13 protein-coding genes, 16 tRNA genes and 2 rRNA genes (1 of these 31 only partly in view) are annotated in these 15519 nt (G+C 45.1%); 29 read left to right on the plus strand and 2 right to left on the minus strand.

Annotated features, from left to right (window positions below; all coding sequences use genetic code 11):
* The 29 genes from ABC357_RS23940 to ABC357_RS24080 all read left to right on the plus strand — a co-directional run.
* Window positions 1-1541, plus strand: a 23S ribosomal RNA gene (locus ABC357_RS23940); it begins 1395 nt to the left of the window's first position.
* Window positions 1542-1689: 148 nt separating this feature from the next.
* Window positions 1690-1805 (plus strand): 5S ribosomal RNA (gene rrf, locus ABC357_RS23945).
* Window positions 1806-1814: 9 nt separating this feature from the next.
* Window positions 1815-1889 (plus strand) — tRNA-Asn (locus ABC357_RS23950).
* A gap of 6 nt (window positions 1890-1895) precedes the next feature.
* Window positions 1896-1988, plus strand: a tRNA-Ser gene (locus tag ABC357_RS23955).
* A 14-nt stretch (window positions 1989-2002) separates the two neighbouring features.
* A tRNA-Glu gene (locus ABC357_RS23960) sits at window positions 2003-2077 on the plus strand.
* A 15-nt stretch (window positions 2078-2092) separates the two neighbouring features.
* Window positions 2093-2168 (plus strand) — tRNA-Val (locus ABC357_RS23965).
* A 9-nt stretch (window positions 2169-2177) separates the two neighbouring features.
* A tRNA-Met gene (locus ABC357_RS23970) sits at window positions 2178-2251 on the plus strand.
* 8 nt (window positions 2252-2259) lie between these two features.
* Window positions 2260-2335: transfer RNA gene (locus tag ABC357_RS23975), tRNA-Asp, on the plus strand.
* Between the two features lie 167 nt (window positions 2336-2502).
* A tRNA-Phe gene (locus tag ABC357_RS23980) sits at window positions 2503-2578 on the plus strand.
* A gap of 6 nt (window positions 2579-2584) precedes the next feature.
* Window positions 2585-2660: transfer RNA gene (locus ABC357_RS23985), tRNA-Thr, on the plus strand.
* A 15-nt stretch (window positions 2661-2675) separates the two neighbouring features.
* A tRNA-Tyr gene (locus tag ABC357_RS23990) sits at window positions 2676-2759 on the plus strand.
* A 25-nt stretch (window positions 2760-2784) separates the two neighbouring features.
* Window positions 2785-2858 (plus strand) — tRNA-Trp (locus ABC357_RS23995).
* Between the two features lie 11 nt (window positions 2859-2869).
* A tRNA-His gene (locus ABC357_RS24000) sits at window positions 2870-2945 on the plus strand.
* Between the two features lie 42 nt (window positions 2946-2987).
* Window positions 2988-3062, plus strand: a tRNA-Gln gene (locus ABC357_RS24005).
* 6 nt (window positions 3063-3068) lie between these two features.
* Window positions 3069-3143 (plus strand) — tRNA-Gly (locus ABC357_RS24010).
* A gap of 16 nt (window positions 3144-3159) precedes the next feature.
* Window positions 3160-3233 (plus strand) — tRNA-Cys (locus ABC357_RS24015).
* A 7-nt stretch (window positions 3234-3240) separates the two neighbouring features.
* Window positions 3241-3322, plus strand: a tRNA-Leu gene (locus ABC357_RS24020).
* A gap of 337 nt (window positions 3323-3659) precedes the next feature.
* Window positions 3660-4733: a hydrogenase small subunit gene (locus ABC357_RS24025; protein WP_412890006.1), complete on the plus strand. Its 1074-nt coding sequence runs from the start codon at window positions 3660-3662 to the stop codon at window positions 4731-4733.
* A complete protein-coding gene (locus ABC357_RS24030; RefSeq protein WP_412890007.1) occupies window positions 4730-6448 on the plus strand; it encodes a nickel-dependent hydrogenase large subunit in 1719 nt (572 codons plus the stop codon). Before ABC357_RS24025 ends, ABC357_RS24030 begins: the two co-directional genes overlap by 4 nt.
* A 10-nt stretch (window positions 6449-6458) precedes the next feature.
* Window positions 6459-7223, plus strand: coding sequence for a Ni/Fe-hydrogenase, b-type cytochrome subunit (gene cybH, locus ABC357_RS24035; protein ID WP_412890008.1), 765 nt, complete (start codon window positions 6459-6461; stop codon window positions 7221-7223).
* The gene (locus ABC357_RS24040) at window positions 7210-7704 is read left to right on the plus strand and encodes a HyaD/HybD family hydrogenase maturation endopeptidase (RefSeq protein WP_412890118.1); all 495 of its coding nucleotides are present in this window, start codon (window positions 7210-7212) and stop codon (window positions 7702-7704) included. The genes cybH and ABC357_RS24040 overlap by 14 nt, the downstream gene beginning before the upstream one ends.
* On the plus strand, window positions 7701-8129 hold the full coding sequence (locus ABC357_RS24045; RefSeq protein ID WP_412890009.1) for a hypothetical protein: 429 nt from the start codon (window positions 7701-7703) through the stop codon (window positions 8127-8129). The genes ABC357_RS24040 and ABC357_RS24045 overlap by 4 nt, the downstream gene beginning before the upstream one ends.
* A 29-nt stretch (window positions 8130-8158) precedes the next feature.
* On the plus strand, window positions 8159-8509 hold the full coding sequence (locus ABC357_RS24050; RefSeq protein ID WP_412890010.1) for a hydrogenase maturation nickel metallochaperone HypA/HybF: 351 nt from the start codon (window positions 8159-8161) through the stop codon (window positions 8507-8509).
* A gap of 2 nt (window positions 8510-8511) precedes the next feature.
* Window positions 8512-9171 carry a hydrogenase nickel incorporation protein HypB gene (hypB, locus tag ABC357_RS24055; RefSeq protein ID WP_412890011.1) on the plus strand — a complete coding sequence of 220 codons (660 nt, stop codon included), beginning with the start codon at window positions 8512-8514 and terminating at the stop codon, window positions 9169-9171.
* Entirely contained in the window at window positions 9123-11450 is a 2328-nt protein-coding gene (hypF, locus tag ABC357_RS24060; RefSeq protein ID WP_412890012.1) for a carbamoyltransferase HypF, read from the plus strand. The genes hypB and hypF overlap by 49 nt, the downstream gene beginning before the upstream one ends.
* Entirely contained in the window at window positions 11441-11677 is a 237-nt protein-coding gene (locus tag ABC357_RS24065) for a HypC/HybG/HupF family hydrogenase formation chaperone (protein ID WP_412890013.1), read from the plus strand. The genes hypF and ABC357_RS24065 overlap by 10 nt, the downstream gene beginning before the upstream one ends.
* On the plus strand, window positions 11649-12761 hold the full coding sequence (gene hypD, locus ABC357_RS24070; RefSeq protein WP_412890014.1) for a hydrogenase formation protein HypD: 1113 nt from the start codon (window positions 11649-11651) through the stop codon (window positions 12759-12761). Before ABC357_RS24065 ends, hypD begins: the two co-directional genes overlap by 29 nt.
* Window positions 12761-13756 carry a hydrogenase expression/formation protein HypE gene (gene hypE, locus ABC357_RS24075; RefSeq protein WP_412890015.1) on the plus strand — a complete coding sequence of 332 codons (996 nt, stop codon included), beginning with the start codon at window positions 12761-12763 and terminating at the stop codon, window positions 13754-13756. The genes hypD and hypE overlap by 1 nt, the downstream gene beginning before the upstream one ends.
* A 110-nt stretch (window positions 13757-13866) precedes the next feature.
* Window positions 13867-13948, plus strand: a tRNA-Leu gene (locus tag ABC357_RS24080).
* Window positions 13949-14087: 139 nt separating this feature from the next.
* On the opposite strand, the gene ABC357_RS24085 is transcribed toward ABC357_RS24080, so the two are convergent.
* Both ABC357_RS24085 and ABC357_RS24090 read right to left on the minus strand, forming a co-directional pair.
* Window positions 14088-14465 (minus strand): PH domain-containing protein, encoded by a 378-nt coding sequence (locus ABC357_RS24085; RefSeq protein WP_412890016.1) that lies wholly within the window; start codon window positions 14463-14465, stop codon window positions 14088-14090.
* A gap of 97 nt (window positions 14466-14562) precedes the next feature.
* Window positions 14563-15249, minus strand: a complete 687-nt coding sequence (locus tag ABC357_RS24090; protein ID WP_412890017.1) for a YoaK family protein — start codon at window positions 15247-15249, stop codon at window positions 14563-14565.
* Between the last annotated feature and the right edge of the window lie 270 nt (window positions 15250-15519).

Here is a 15519-nt window from a genome sequence, read left to right on the forward strand (position 1 = left end):
CTAAGCCGAGGCCGAAAGGCGTAGGCGATGGACAACAGGTTGATATTCCTGTACCACCTCTTTATCGTTTGAGCAATGGAGGGACGCAGTAAGATAGAGTAAGCGCACTGTTGGATATGTGCGTCTAAGCAGTTAGGCTGGCAATGAGGCAAATCCCATTGCCGTGAAGGCGGAGCTGTGATAGCGAGGGAAATTTAGTACCGAAGTTCTTGATTCTACACTGCCAAGAAAAGCTTCTAGCGAGATAAAAGGTGCCCGTACCGCAAACCGACACAGGTAGGCGAGGAGAGAATCCTAAGGTGTGCGAGAGAACTCTCGTTAAGGAACTCGGCAAAATGACCCCGTAACTTCGGGAGAAGGGGTGCTCTGGTAGGGTGCAAGCCCGAGAGAGCCGCAGTGAATAGGCCCAGGCGACTGTTTAGCAAAAACACAGGTCTCTGCGAAGCCGCAAGGCGAAGTATAGGGGCTGACGCCTGCCCGGTGCTGGAAGGTTAAGAGGAGAGGTTAGCGCAAGCGAAGCTTTGAATCGAAGCCCCAGTAAACGGCGGCCGTAACTATAACGGTCCTAAGGTAGCGAAATTCCTTGTCGGGTAAGTTCCGACCCGCACGAAAGGCGTAACGATCTGGGCACTGTCTCAACGAGAGACTCGGTGAAATTATAGTACCTGTGAAGATGCAGGTTACCCGCGACAGGACGGAAAGACCCCGTGGAGCTTTACTGCAGCCTGATATTGAATTTTGGTACAGCTTGTACAGGATAGGTAGGAGCCTTTGAAGCCGGAGCGCTAGCTTCGGTGGAGGCGTCGGTGGGATACTACCCTGGTTGTATTGAAATTCTAACCCGCACCCCTTATCGGGGTGGGAGACAGTGTCAGGCGGGCAGTTTGACTGGGGCGGTCGCCTCCTAAAATGTAACGGAGGCGCCCAAAGGTTCCCTCAGAATGGTTGGAAATCATTCGTAGAGTGCAAAGGCATAAGGGAGCTTGACTGCGAGACCTACAAGTCGAGCAGGGACGAAAGTCGGGCTTAGTGATCCGGTGGTTCCGCATGGAAGGGCCATCGCTCAACGGATAAAAGCTACCCCGGGGATAACAGGCTTATCTCCCCCAAGAGTCCACATCGACGGGGAGGTTTGGCACCTCGATGTCGGCTCATCGCATCCTGGGGCTGTAGTCGGTCCCAAGGGTTGGGCTGTTCGCCCATTAAAGCGGTACGCGAGCTGGGTTCAGAACGTCGTGAGACAGTTCGGTCCCTATCCGTCGCGGGCGTAGGAAATTTGAGAGGAGCTGTCCTTAGTACGAGAGGACCGGGATGGACGCACCTCTGGTGTACCAGTTGTCTTGCCAAAGGCATCGCTGGGTAGCTATGTGCGGACGGGATAAGTGCTGAAAGCATCTAAGCATGAAGCCCCCCTCAAGATGAGATTTCCCATAGCGTCAAGCTAGTAAGACCCCTGAGAGATGATCAGGTTGATAGGTTCGAGATGGAAGTGTGGCGACACATGGAGTTGACGGATACTAATCGGTCGAGGACTTAACCAAATTGTTGTTTGATTTACTTTTGACTCTGTTATCTAGTTTTGAAGGAATAAATTTCTTCTTGAAAAAAACTCAAAATATATTATAATAGAATATGTCTTTGAGATTAACGTGTCTCTGTTTTTCAAATCGAAAGATAGACGGCAAAATGTCTGGTAATGATGGCGAAGAGGCCACACCCGTTCCCATTCCGAACACGGAAGTTAAGCTCTTCAGCGCCGATGGTAGTTGGGGGTTTCCCCCTGTGAGAGTAGGACGTTGCCAGGCTCATATTATTCCGCAGTAGCTCAGTGGTAGAGCACTCGGCTGTTAACCGAGCGGTCGTAGGTTCGAATCCTACCTGCGGAGCCAAAATATGGAGAGCTGTCCGAGAGGCCGAAGGAGCACGATTGGAAATCGTGTAGGCGGTGACAAACTGTCTCAAGGGTTCAAATCCCTTGCTCTCCGCCATTTACATTTTAACTGGCCCGTTGGTCAAGCGGTTAAGACACCGCCCTTTCACGGCGGTAACACGGGTTCGAATCCCGTACGGGTCACCATTTATATATCTTTTTGGAGGATTAGCTCAGCTGGGAGAGCATCTGCCTTACAAGCAGAGGGTCGGCGGTTCGATCCCGTCATCCTCCACCATATTATCGTCGCGGGGTGGAGCAGTCTGGTAGCTCGTCGGGCTCATAACCCGAAGGTCGCAGGTTCAAATCCTGTCCCCGCAATTAAGAAAGGTCCCGTGGTGTAGCGGTTAACATGCCTGCCTGTCACGCAGGAGATCGCGGGTTCGATTCCCGTCGGGACCGCCATTTTAATTTTAATAGTGGCTCAGTAGCTCAGTCGGTAGAGCACGTTGAATAAACTTCTTGGGTATTCATCAGCGTACAGATTGAGATACATCTTGAATAAGCCTTCTGAAATCTGGACGAAGGACTTTAATTACTGCATTCGCATTAGCGGTTGCTCATAGAATAGTGGCTCAGTAGCTCAGTCGGTAGAGCAAAGGACTGAAAATCCTTGTGTCGGCGGTTCGATTCCGTCCTGAGCCACCATATAATGCCGGTGTAGCTCAGTTGGTAGAGCAACTGACTTGTAATCAGTAGGTCGGGGGTTCGACTCCTCTTGCCGGCACCATTCTTTCATAAGCGCGGAGGGGTAGCGAAGTGGCTAAACGCGGCGGACTGTAAATCCGCTCCTTTGGGTTCGGCAGTTCGAATCTGCCCCCCTCCACCATTTACTTTCATTCTTTGAAAATGAAAGGGGTATAGTTTAAAGGTAGAACTACGGTCTCCAAAACCGTCAGTGTGGGTTCGATTCCTACTACCCCTGCCAATTATATAATGGCGATTGTGGCGAAGTGGTTAACGCATCGGATTGTGGTTCCGACATTCGTGGGTTCGATTCCCATCAGTCGCCCCATTATAATCATAATTGAATAGTTGAGTGCATAAATATTATAAATGGGCTATAGCCAAGCGGTAAGGCAACGGATTTTGATTCCGTCATGCGAAGGTTCGAATCCTTCTAGCCCAGCCATTTTAAGCGGAAGTAGTTCAGTGGTAGAATACAACCTTGCCAAGGTTGGGGTCGCGGGTTCGAATCCCGTCTTCCGCTCCAATAATATTTTTTGTCTGGCGGCATAGCCAAGTGGTAAGGCCAAGGTCTGCAAAACCTTTATCACCGGTTCAAATCCGGTTGCCGCCTCCAATTATTTGCCGGTGTGGCGGAATTGGCAGACGCGCACGACTCAAAATCGTGTTCCTCACGGAGTGCCGGTTCGACCCCGGCCACCGGTATTAGAAAGACAGTCATAAAAAAGTCATTGCATATTGCAATGGCTTTTTTATTTGTATATTAACCCTTTCCCCTTTCCCTTCCTTTTCACTACGTATTTTTATCATTTAGATTCTCATTAAAACAACAAACATTCCTCACACAATGGCGCTATAATATGAGCTTATCCACAAGAGCGAAGCTTTACCAAAGGAAATGGCAGACTTTCAATGTATTCATGTTCTGAATACAGTTAAGAACGTTTTTTGACCGTTCGGAAATATGAATAGAGACGGCATTTTGCAATGTTACAATTATGTCGAATTAATATTACTTTTCTTTTACAGGAGGCTAAAGGAGATGAAAAGGAAATCTATCTATGAATCCGCGCTGGAACAAGGCGTTACGAGAAGAGACTTCTTAAAAATGTGTTCCATCCTTGCAGCAACAATGGGATTGGATTATTCGCAATCCGATAAGGTTGTTGCGGCTATGGAAACAAAAACGCGGGTTCCGGTCATTTGGCTTCAATTCCAGGATTGCACCGGTTGTTCCGAATCCTTTATAAGATCGACTCATCCAAAAACGGAAAGTGTTTTATTCGACATGATTTCTTTGGAGTATTCGGAGGTATTATCCGCAGCTTCCGGTTATCAGGTTGAAGATGCGATGAAGCAAGTGTTGAAAAAATATGATGGTGAATACATTTTAGCTGTTGAAGGCAGCATTCCTAAAGACTCTGCTTATTTAAGCGTGGCAGGAGTTGATGCGAAGGAAACGCTTTTAGAGGCCGTAAAAGGGGCCAAGGCGGTTATTGCTTATGGCAGCTGTTCTTCATGGGGCGGAATACCTGCAGCTTATCCAAACCCGACTGGAGCAAAGTCTGTCACTCATTTTATTAAGGACAAGCCTGTAATCCTTGTGCCGGGCTGCCCGCCGATCGCTGAAGTAATGACAGGGGTCATTGCCCATATCATTACGTTCGGAGAATTGCCTGAATTAGACCATGCTGGCCGTCCAAAAGCGTTTTATAGACATCGTATCCATGATAAGTGCAATCGGCGGGCATACTTCGATGCAGGGCTATTTGTGGAGAATTTTGACGATGAAGGAGCCAAACAGGGTTATTGCTTATATAAAGTTGGCTGTAAAGGGCCGACTACTTACAATTCCTGTGCTGAAATGAGATGGAATGGCGGCGTAAGCTATCCTATCCAATCGGGCAATCCATGTATAGGCTGCTCAGAAAGCGGCTTCTGGGACAATGGCCCGTTCTTCACTAGACGTGCGGAAATACCGACGACCCAAACAACCATTAATCCGGATGTAGTCGGAGGTACTGTGGTTGCTGCTACTGCAGCTGGTATAGCTGTGCATGCCACTGCGACAGCTATTAAGAAAAAGAGAGATGATAAACGAGGTGGAGACGAATGACGGAGAGGATAGTAGTTGACCCAATTACAAGAATTGAGGGGCATCTTCGTATTGAAGCAGATGTGGATGATAAAGGCGTAATCAAAGATTCATTCAGTTCCGGAACAGCTGTCCGCGGTATTGAATTAATTGTGCGGGACAGAGATCCTCGTGATGTATGGGCATTTGTCCAACGTATTTGTGGAGTCTGTACATCCACACATGCACTTGCATCCATACGTTCAGTTGAAGATGCATTGGATATTAAAATTCCCCAAAATGCATATTTAATCAGAAATTTAATGAATGAAGCAGTTTTTATACATGACCATGTTGTGCATTTTTATCATTTGCACGCGCTTGACTGGGTAGATGTTGTCAGTGCATTAAAGGCGAATCCTGCTGAGACATCGAAAATAGCACAATCGATTTCATCTTGGCCGAAATCATCTCCGGGTTATTTCAAAGATATACAGAATAAAATCAAAAAGGTCGTCGATAGCGGGCAACTTGGCATTTTTGCGAATGGCTATTGGGGGCATAAAGCATATAAGCTGCCTCCTGAAGTGAATCTTCTGGCTGTGGCACATTATCTGGAAGCTCTTGATTGGCAAAAGGAAATTGTGAAAGTACAGACGATATTAGGCGGAAAGAATCCACATCCACATTATGTAGTGGGTGGAATGGCAACGCCGCTTGATATTAACAGTGATAACGGCATACATGCAGAACGGCTTATGCACATATCTCAATTGATTGATCAAGCCAATGAATTCATCAACCAAGTATATATTCCGGATCTATTGGCGATTGGCTCGTACTATAAAGATTGGACGTACGGCGGCGGCATCAATAATTATTTATGCTATGGCGATTTCTCTACGACTGATCATTACGATATCAAGAATTACCGTATGCCAAGAGGAATTATTCTCAATGGCAATATGAATGAAATCCATGATATCGACCTTAAAAACCCGGAACATGTACAGGAGTTCATCGGACATTCATGGTATACCTATGACGGTAAGAATAAAGATAAAGGGCTCCACCCATGGGATGGGGAAACCAACCTTAATTATACAGGTCCGAAAGCCCCATATAAGCATCTTGATACGGATGATAAGTACAGTTGGATCAAATCTCCGAGATGGAAGGGCAAACCTATGGAAACAGGCCCGCTTGCCCGTATGATGGTTGCTTATGCAAGCGGCAAGGAAGATGTTAAGGAAATAATGGACAGTACACTGAAAAAACTAGATATACCTATGAGTGCCATGCAATCCGCATTAGGACGAACTGTTGCTCGCGGTTTGGAATCTTCGCTGGTTGTGGATTGGATGCGCAATGATATGGACCAACTGCTGAAAAATATCAAAAATGGCAATCAAATTACGTTTGACCGGACAAAATGGGAGCCAAGCTCATGGCCGGATAAAGCCAAAGGTGTAGGTTGGATTGAAGCTCCAAGGGGTGCACTAGGCCATTGGATTGAAATTGAAAATGGAAAAACGAAAAATTATCAGGCGGTTGTTCCATCCACTTGGAATGCCACCCCAAGGGATGAAAAGCAATTAGGGGCATATGAAGCTTCCTTGATCGGCACTCCGATGCTGGATAAAAATCAACCGTTGGAAATATTGCGTGTGATCCATTCCTTTGATCCATGTTTGGCATGCGCCGTACATTTGACAGATTTAGAAACGAAATCCCAAACAGAAATTAGAATATGTTAGGGGGATATCAATGGAGAATCCTAATTTGTCTAAGCAACAGAACAGTGAACTAGGGTTTAAGAAAAATCGGTCCGCAAAATTTACCCCGGTCAAACGAGGTACAGTGAAGGTATATGTATGGGAGCTGCCTGTTCGGGTCTTTCACTGGATTAATGCAGCGGCCATTATCTTACTAATGATTACAGGCATTTACATCGGAAATCCGTTTGTCGGGGCTAATACACAGGAAGAGGCCTATTTCTCATATTTAATGGGATGGGCACGATACGTCCATTTCTTTTCTGCATTTGTTTTCACAGCCAATCTGTTGATCCGTTGGTATTGGATGTATAAAGGAAATAAATATGCGACTTCCAATCTGTTTCGCAAAGTCTTTTGGAAAGAAGTGTGGGAGACAACCAAGTTTTATTTGTTCATGAAGAATAAAAAACCGCATTATGTAGGGCATAATCCATTGGCGCAATTAAGCTATTGGATCATTATGGTAGGCGGTTCCATTGTGATGATTTTAACGGGCTATTATTTATATTTTGAGCCACAGCCGGAATCCTTTTTGGGGAAATTATTTTCCTGGGTACCTTATATCTTCGGCGATAGCTTCGCCATCCGTTCTTGGCATCATTTAATGGCTTGGGGATTCATGGTTTTCATGGTTGCCCATATTTATTTATCTTTCCGTGAGGATTATCTTCAACGGAACGGAACGATGTCTTCCATTTTTACAGGATTTAAAACTGAACCGAAGAAAGCGGTAGAAGATGATGACGATAAGTAATACAATCACCAAGAAGAAAATAGTCATTCTCGGTATAGGAAATACACTATACAGCGATGAGGGAGTCGGCATGATGTCGCTTCCCTTGCTTGAAGAAATATTTAAAGATGATGAGGATGTTGAAATCTTCGATGGTTCTACAGATGGCATGCGCCTTCTGGGGCCAGTCGAGGACGCGGAAATGCTGATAGTGCTGGATGCCATTAATGCCGGCAAGAAGGGCGGGGAGATTATTGTTTTGAAAGGCGAAGAGATCCCTGCATATTATGGCGTGAAAATGTCAATCCACCAATTAGGATTCCAGGAAGTATTGCTTGCCGCCAAAATCCGTGACCAATATCCAAAGCATATTACCATGATAGGCATGCAACCTACATCTCTGGAGTTGGGTATCGGTCTTTCTGATGTGAACAGTCAAGCCCTGCCGGATTTGGTTGAAATCGTCCGTAGACAAGTGGAAGATTGGAAGAGTCTCTTATGAATCGCCTGCAGTTTCTAAAGGAAATGAAGGATAGCCTTTTTACTACTGTTAAGTCGGTATATGAACCACTTGTTGAAGATGATCTGCAAAAATTGAGCAGGTCTGCCGACAAGATGCTTGGAATCAAATGGGTATTGCTTGCCGGCAGGGCAGATGAAATGGCTGATTTAGAGCAAAGACAGATAGAAGGCCAGCCAATTATCTGTGTAAAAGAAGGAAACTCCATTCGTGCTTATAGCGGGATTTGTCCCGCTTGCACGAATTTGCTTGTATTATCAAGCTTTGAAAAAAACTGTAAATGCTTAATGTGCGAAGAAAATTATCCGTTGTTTCCTGAAGATCATACATCTGTGACTGGATTGAAAGAATTTGATGTTCAGAGGAAAGAAACTGGATATTTTATAGGAATCCATAGACAGAAGTAAGTTGAAAACATCTAATAGGAATGATATGCATGCATGAAATGGCTTTAATGGGGGACATCCTCAATCTTATCCAAGAAAATGCTGAAACCAAAAAGATCACCACAATCGAAAAAGTGGAATTATTGGTCGGGGAATTAAGCAATGCGCTGCCCGATGCTCTTCAAATGGCTTTCAGCATCTACAGAGAGCAAAACCCACAGTTTATTTCCAGGAAAGCCGTCCTTGCCATTACGGTTGAAGAAGCGGAAGCGGAATGTGTTGTATGCGGGGAACATTATTATCCTGATCAAAGAATATCGATCTGCCCTATATGCTCTATGCCGTCGGGCAAGCTGATATCCGGTGAATCATTTCAAGTTTTATCATATGAGGGGAATTAAACATGAAAGTAACCTTAAACACGAATGTATTGACGAATAATAATATTGCAGCCGAATATAACAGAAATCTGTTCAATGACACCAAGACGCTCGTCATTAATGTCATGAGTTCTCCAGGGGCAGGAAAAACCACCTTGCTCGAAGAAACCATCAGGCTTTTATCAAAGCGCTACCGAATAGGCGTTATTGAAGGTGATCTTGCAACTGAGAGGGATGCAGACCGCATTCGGGCCATGGGGGCGCAAGCTGTGCAGATCAACACGCACGGCGGATGCCACCTGGATGCCAGAATGGTTGCGGCAACCTTAGCGGAGTTTGATCTGGCAGATATCGATATCCTCTTTATTGAAAACGTCGGGAATCTTGTCTGCCCGTCCGGATACGACTTGGGACAACAGCATAAAATTGCTGTTTTAAGTGTCCCAGAAGGAAATGATAAAATTCCGAAGTATCCGCAAATGTTTATGAGAACAGAGCTTGTTCTGCTAAATAAGGTAGACTTGTTGCCTTACCTCGATTTTGATGTAGATACTGCAAAAGTAGACTTGCAGGCAGTAAATCCAGAGTCTCGCCTCATCACTCTTTCCGCACGCACGAAAGAAGGATTGGAAGAATGGATCCATTGGATCGAAGAGGCGTATCAGTCATGCCAGAATGCATAAAACTCATTGTGAATGGAAAAGTGCAAGGGGTCGGCTTCAGGCCCTTTGTTTTTCAATTAGCTAAAAAACTTGGCTTAAAAGGCACTGTGCAAAATACGATGGCTGGCGTCGAAATCATTTTAGAAGGCCCAGTTGCAATAATCAATGATTTCCGCAGTCGTCTGTACAGCGAAAAACCGCGGCTTGCCGTTATAGAGAAAGTCCAAGCAACCATTTTAGCACCTAAAGGGTTGGATGCTTTTCTTATTTTGGAAAGCGAAAGGAAAGGATCATCACATTTGCAGATTCCTGCCGATGCGGCGGTGTGTGAAGAGTGTTTAGCTGAAGTGTTGGATCCTGAAGACCGCCGCTATCTATATCCTTTCAACAATTGTACTCAATGCGGACCGCGCTACACAATTATCGGTGAACTGCCTTATGACCGTGTTTTTACATCAATGGGTTCGTTTCCAATGTGCCCAAACTGTAAGGCCGAGTTTGAAGATCCTTATAATCGCCGACACCATGCCCAGCCAATAGCATGCCCGGTCTGTGGGCCACAGATCACCTTAATGGATTCTGCAGGTATGGTTATGGAGCCTGAAAATCCATTGGAAGAGGTTGCCCTAAAGCTTCGGCAAGGAAAAATTATTGCTATTAAGGGGCTAGGCGGGTTTCATCTTTGCTGTGATGCCAGAAATGAAGAATCAGTCCAATTATTAAGAAAACGGAAAAAAAGGCCGGAACGCCCACTTGCCGTCATGAGCTCATCGATTGGAGAAATAAAACGTTTTGCAATGGTCAGCGAGAAGGAAGAACAAATACTTGCCAGCCCAGAGGCACCCATTGTCATTCTTAGTAAGAGAGACGAGTATAATCTTTCCGGATCGGTTGCTCCAGGGATAGGAACGATTGGCGCTATGCTGCCATATACTCCTCTTCATGCACTGCTTCTGCAAAATGAGGGACTTTCCACTTTAATTATGACGAGTGCCAATCTTTCAGGGTTGCCAATGAACTATAGAAATGATGAGGCATTGTCCCAGTTATCGGAAATAGCTGATTTTTTCCTTATGCATAACCGTGATATTCTTCACCCGATTGACGATTCGGTCGTTCAGATTATGCAGGGGAATATTCATTTCTTCCGCAAAGCGAGAGGGTACGCTCCGCATCCAATCCATACAGACCGTAATGTGAATGGCACGGTTGGCTTCGGCGGCCAGCAAAAGACGACTTTTGCCATCGGAAGATCGGGGCAAGTTTGTGTCAGTCCGCATATTGGCGATTTGGAGACCATTGAAACACTTGAGCATTATCGGGAAGAATTCGATCATTTAGCGAAATGGATGGGGGTTCCTTTTGGCACAGCGGTGATCGATTATCATCCCGGCTACCAATCGAGGGAATTAGCCAAAAACCTAGCGTTTACTACTACTTTGGAAGTTCAGCACCATCATGCCCATATGGCAGCCTGCTTGGCTGAAAACAAGGTAGAAGGAAAAGCCTTCGGGATTATACTTGACGGTACCGGCTATGGCTTGGATGGACATATATGGGGATTCGAACTGTTTTATGGTGATTGTTCATCATTCGACAGACTCGCCCATTTGCGCTATACACCCCTGCCTGGAGTAGAAAAGTGCATCCAGGAACCATGGAGAAATGCAGCAGCTATGCTGATTGCCCTTTTGGGAGATGAAGGAATCGCTTATTGTGAACAATTATTTCCTGAGAAAAAAGTGGTGTTCCCCATTTTACAAAAAATGGCCGAAAATAACGTTAATACAGTTTATGCCGGTACATGCGGGCGTCTTTTCGATGCAGTAAGTGCCATAACAGGCATCTGTCTGCATTCTACTTATGACGGGGAAGCTGCTATCAAATTATCGGAATTGGCTGCCTCATCCCAAAAGGCGTCACCTTATCCGTACCTTTTGGAAAAAAAGGAAGGTAGAATTCTATACAATTTTACTGATACACTTCGCTCGATCGTGCATGATGTACAAAATAAGCAACATAATGTGGAAATCAGTACTCGTTTCCATGAGACGATCGTCCATGCCATATGCGATAGCCTGCATAAATTATCAGAAGAAAATCCCGGCTTTAATCGGCAAGTGGTTCTGTCCGGCGGCAGCTTCCATAACCGTTATTTATCAGAACGAATTCATGATGTATGCACGTCGCTAGGATTCAGTGTATTCACACATAAGAAAGTCCCATGCAATGATGGGGGCTTATCGTATGGACAGGTCATGATTGCTGCGGCAAGGAAGGAGGGGGCAAAATGTGTGTAGGTGTACCTGCAAAGGTCATTAAGAAAGAAGAATATAGTGCTGTCGTGGACGTTATGGGAACGAGCACAACAGTAGGTACGATATTTGTGCCAGAGGTGCAGGAAGGTGAATATGTTATTGTCCATGCAGGGCAAGCCATGAGTATTATTGATGAGAAATTTGCAATGGAAAGTGTTGAGGAATGGAGGAAACTGATAGATGCAAGAAATTCTGAAACAATCCTCTAACCGTGATATAACCTTGCCATTATTGGAGCAGGTAAAGGCAAAAGCAGAAGCATTTATTCAGAAAAATGGGAGAAAACCTGCCTTTATGGAGGTATGCGGTTCCCATACAATGGAATTGGCTAAGTCGGGCGTTAAGCTGGCATTGAAGGACCATGTAACGTTGATTTCTGGGCCAGGCTGCCCGGTATGCGTCACAGACCAACGCTCCATCGACAGTATGATCGCTTTGGCTGCGGAAAAGGATCGTATCATTTGTACCTTCGGAGATATGATGCGCGTCCCCGGCTCGACTAAATCTTTGATGGAGGAGAAATCGAGCGGGAAGGATATCCGTGTCGTTTATTCGCCGACTGATGCGATTAAAATCGCAGAGGAGCATCCAAAACAAGAGGTCATTTTTCTTGGCATCGGCTTTGAGACGACCATTCCGATCCTTGCTTTGCTCGTTGCCGAAGCTGAACGGAAGGATTTGCCCAATTTCTCCATTTGGATGTCCGCCAAATTGGTAGAGCCAATCCTGCGCTATTTGCTGGAGCTGGGTGAAATCGATTTGGATGGGTTCTTATTGCCGGGCCATGTGGCTATTGTGCTTGGAGAAGAAGGATTCACTTTTTTAAAGGATGAATACAGCGTCTCAGGCGTAATTGCAGGATTTGAACCGGCAGAATTGCTGAGCAGTATATATAAATTGCTCGATCTTAGTCTTTCTGAGTCCAGCGGTATCGTCAACGACCATAGCATGATAGTAACAAAGCAAGGGAACGCCGTTGCAAAAGGATATATGGATACGTATTTCAGTCCTTATGATGAAGCTTGGCGGGGCATTGGAGTGATTGCACAAAGCGGGCTGGAGCTAAGGCCTTCCTATGCTCGTTTTGATGCAAAGAAAAAATTCAATATCACAACCCAGGAGCCGCGAAAGACGAAATGCCGCTGCGGTGATATTATCAGAGGATTGATATCTCCTGAGGGGTGTCCATTATTCGGAAAAGCGTGTACCCCGAGAAAGCCGATTGGGCCATGCATGGTTTCAGCTGAAGGAAGCTGTGCCGCTTCTTATCAATATATGAGGGGGAGCTTTTGATGGAAAGACAAATAAGCCTTGCGCATGGCGACGGCGGGGAATTGAGCCATGAATTGATCCAAAGTGTTTTTGTGAAAGCCTTCGGGAATGGCCGGGAATCTATATTCGATTCTGCTCATCTTGAAATGGCTTCAGGAAAAATAGCTATCACAACAGATTCATTTGTTGTAAAACCGATATTCTTCCCGGGAGGATCTATCGGAAAGCTAGCCGTGGCAGGAACAGTCAATGATTTAGCCGTCAGCGGTGCACGTCCTTTTTATTTGACTTGCGGCTTTGTGATTGAAGAAGGTTTTCCTATTAAAGACCTTCGCCGGATAGTGGCAGATATGGCAGAAGAAGCAAAAAAAGCAGGCGTAACCATTGTTGCTGGAGATACGAAGGTAGTCGAGCATGGCAGCTGTGACGGAGTCTATATCAATACAACCGGGATCGGAATTGTAGAATATAACCGAGAGGCCGCTTTTAAGGTAGGCGACCGGGTTCTGATTTCAGGATCTGTCGGCGATCACGGCATCGGCATCTTGGCTGCTCGCGGAGAGCTCGGCATCCAAGTGCCGGTCGAAAGTGACTGCGCGTGCTTGAACAAGATGGTTGAAGGTGCCACATCCGTTTCGGAAAGCATCCGCATTATGCGTGATCCCACACGTGGCGGCTTGGCTACTTCATTGGTTGAAATAGCGGAAGATTTCTCTATTACGATTGTTCTGGATGAAGGCCGTATTCCATTAAAGGATGAAGTGCATGGTGCGTGTGATCTTCTTGGTTTTGATCCGCTTTATTTGGCGAATGAAGGCAAGGTTATACTGATTGTAGCGAAGGAAGACGAAGAAAATGTGCTTGAAATCTTGCGGACATATCCTGAAGGAAAGGATGCCGCTTGTATCGGAAGCGTTACCTCGCTCGAACAGGGGCAATTATTGCTTGAAACGCCTCTTGGAACTAAAAGGCCGTTACACAGATTGAATGGCATTATGCTGCCAAGGATTTGCTGAATGGAAGCAGGCCGTTCCCATGAGGGAATGGCTTGCAAAAAAATGTTGACATATAAGTGGACAGGCTTTAAAATAAATAGTGTCGAAATGATATTTCGAAAAAGTATTATGCCGGTGTGGCGGAATTGGCAGACGCGCACGACTCAAAATCGTGTTCCTTACGGAGTGCCGGTTCGACCCCGGCCACCGGTATCAAATGGTCGAAAAAAGGTCCCTACCTTTAGGTTGGGGCCTTTTTATATATTTGTCCATCCTAAAAATAGATGTGGGCAGGCAAAAAAGCCCCAATCTACTGTTTGCAGGAGTGGAGCTTTTTCTTGCAGCCATTCCATCAGCAGCAAGCTGCCGCCAATGCTTTCTGGATATCGTAAATACTTTCGTCCTTTTTGAATTGCTTGGAAACAGCAGGTTCCTCTGCTCCTGAAATCCATATGTTCAGTTCAGCATCCAGATCGAAATGCCCAGCAGTTTCTACACTGAAATGGGAAATGCTTTTGTAAGGAATGGAATGATATTCGACCTTTTTTCCTGTAAGTCCTTGTTTATCAACCAAAATTAAGCGCTTATTGGTGAAAACAATTAAATCCCTTACTAATTTGAATGCGGCATCCACTTCTTCCCCATTCGGCAAAAGGTTTTCCAGCTCTTTTTGTACTTCGTTTTTATCGGCAGTAGACGCATTGCCAAGTAATCCATTGAACAACCCCATCAAAAGTCCCTCCTTACGTATATATGGTTCATTATAAGAATAAAAAGGACATTAAATCAATGGTCCTGGAACAAATTTGAATAACATGGCTAAATGATTATTGTTCTTGATAGGATTCCATATTTGTTTTACTTCTCTGGTATAAGATAACCGTTAAAAGAATAATGCCGGCAGCTATCCAAATGGACGTTTTCCCCATGTATGTGCTGAAGAATGTTCCAATCAATGCGCCAGCTATAAAGGATAGGATAATCCCGGAAAAAGCTTTGAATTTTCTCATGGCTTCCTTATTATGCTCGACAAATGCACCATAGGAAGCTTGGGCTGCAGTGCGTAGATTTCCTGTTGTTATCGTTGAATTGTAGCTCCAATTTTCCAATTTGTTGAAGGTGGCGATCTGCAATGAAGACACAAAGGCAATGGACATTGTGACTATCATGTTGGGGACGCTTGCCGGCAGCCATCCGACGATGAAAAGAATCAGGCATTCAAGCAGCAAGACAGCCCGCCTGTGTTTTGCCAGTCTGCCTCTTATATGCTCGGCAGCCAAAACACCAGCAATAAAAGCAAGAAAGGGAGGTATGTTTTGGATAGCGCCGTTATATTCCGTACTGGCTGCTCTCACTGCAAACAATACGGTATTTCCTGTTTGGGCTATTGCAAATACTCCGTCCCTTGTGATATAGGTATATGCATCTAAAAATCCGCCGACCAAGGCTAATAACATCCCCATTAGTAAGGAATTGGATGAGAATGAGAGCAGCTTTTTCATTTTATCTTCCACTATTCTTATCTCCTCTTTCTATACGTTGATACGCAATTATACATTTTATTAGCGAGCAGTCTTTCAGACGGATAGCGCTTATCCAAAATCTTTCCACAGCTCCACTGCAATTATTCAAGTGCATGAAACAAATGGAATGGACCAATCCATGGGGATATTTCATGTGTTGTATAAACTGACAAATAGACGTCATATATTTATCAGTCTAAGCTGCGTCAGTTTAGGTTTAATAGAATTAGGGAATGAATACATTTCACTATCTATTGTAAG

Source organism: Bacillus kalamii (assembly GCF_047238185.1).
Lineage (GTDB): Bacteria > Bacillota > Bacilli > Bacillales > DSM-1321 > Bacillus_AD.

Excerpts from the sequence above, each read along its gene's own strand:
- ABC357_RS24025 (WP_412890006.1), top strand. The coding sequence starts at position 3,660 with ATGAAAAGGAAATCTATCTATGAATCCGCGCTGGAACAAGGCGTTACG.
- hypB (WP_412890011.1), top strand. The coding sequence starts at position 8,512 with ATGAAAGTAACCTTAAACACGAATGTATTGACGAATAATAATATTGCA.
- ABC357_RS24040 (WP_412890118.1), top strand. The coding sequence starts at position 7,210 with ATGACGATAAGTAATACAATCACCAAGAAGAAAATAGTCATTCTCGGT.
- hypE (WP_412890015.1), top strand. The coding sequence starts at position 12,761 with ATGGAAAGACAAATAAGCCTTGCGCATGGCGACGGCGGGGAATTGAGC.
- ABC357_RS24030 (WP_412890007.1), top strand. The coding sequence starts at position 4,730 with ATGACGGAGAGGATAGTAGTTGACCCAATTACAAGAATTGAGGGGCAT.
- hypD (WP_412890014.1), top strand. The coding sequence starts at position 11,649 with ATGCAAGAAATTCTGAAACAATCCTCTAACCGTGATATAACCTTGCCA.
- hypF (WP_412890012.1), top strand. The coding sequence starts at position 9,123 with ATGGATCCATTGGATCGAAGAGGCGTATCAGTCATGCCAGAATGCATA.
- cybH (WP_412890008.1), top strand. The coding sequence starts at position 6,459 with ATGGAGAATCCTAATTTGTCTAAGCAACAGAACAGTGAACTAGGGTTT.
- ABC357_RS24065 (WP_412890013.1), top strand. The coding sequence starts at position 11,441 with ATGTGTGTAGGTGTACCTGCAAAGGTCATTAAGAAAGAAGAATATAGT.
- ABC357_RS24050 (WP_412890010.1), top strand. The coding sequence starts at position 8,159 with ATGCATGAAATGGCTTTAATGGGGGACATCCTCAATCTTATCCAAGAA.
- ABC357_RS24045 (WP_412890009.1), top strand. The coding sequence starts at position 7,701 with ATGAATCGCCTGCAGTTTCTAAAGGAAATGAAGGATAGCCTTTTTACT.
- ABC357_RS24085 (WP_412890016.1), bottom strand. The coding sequence starts at position 14,465 with ATGGGGTTGTTCAATGGATTACTTGGCAATGCGTCTACTGCCGATAAA.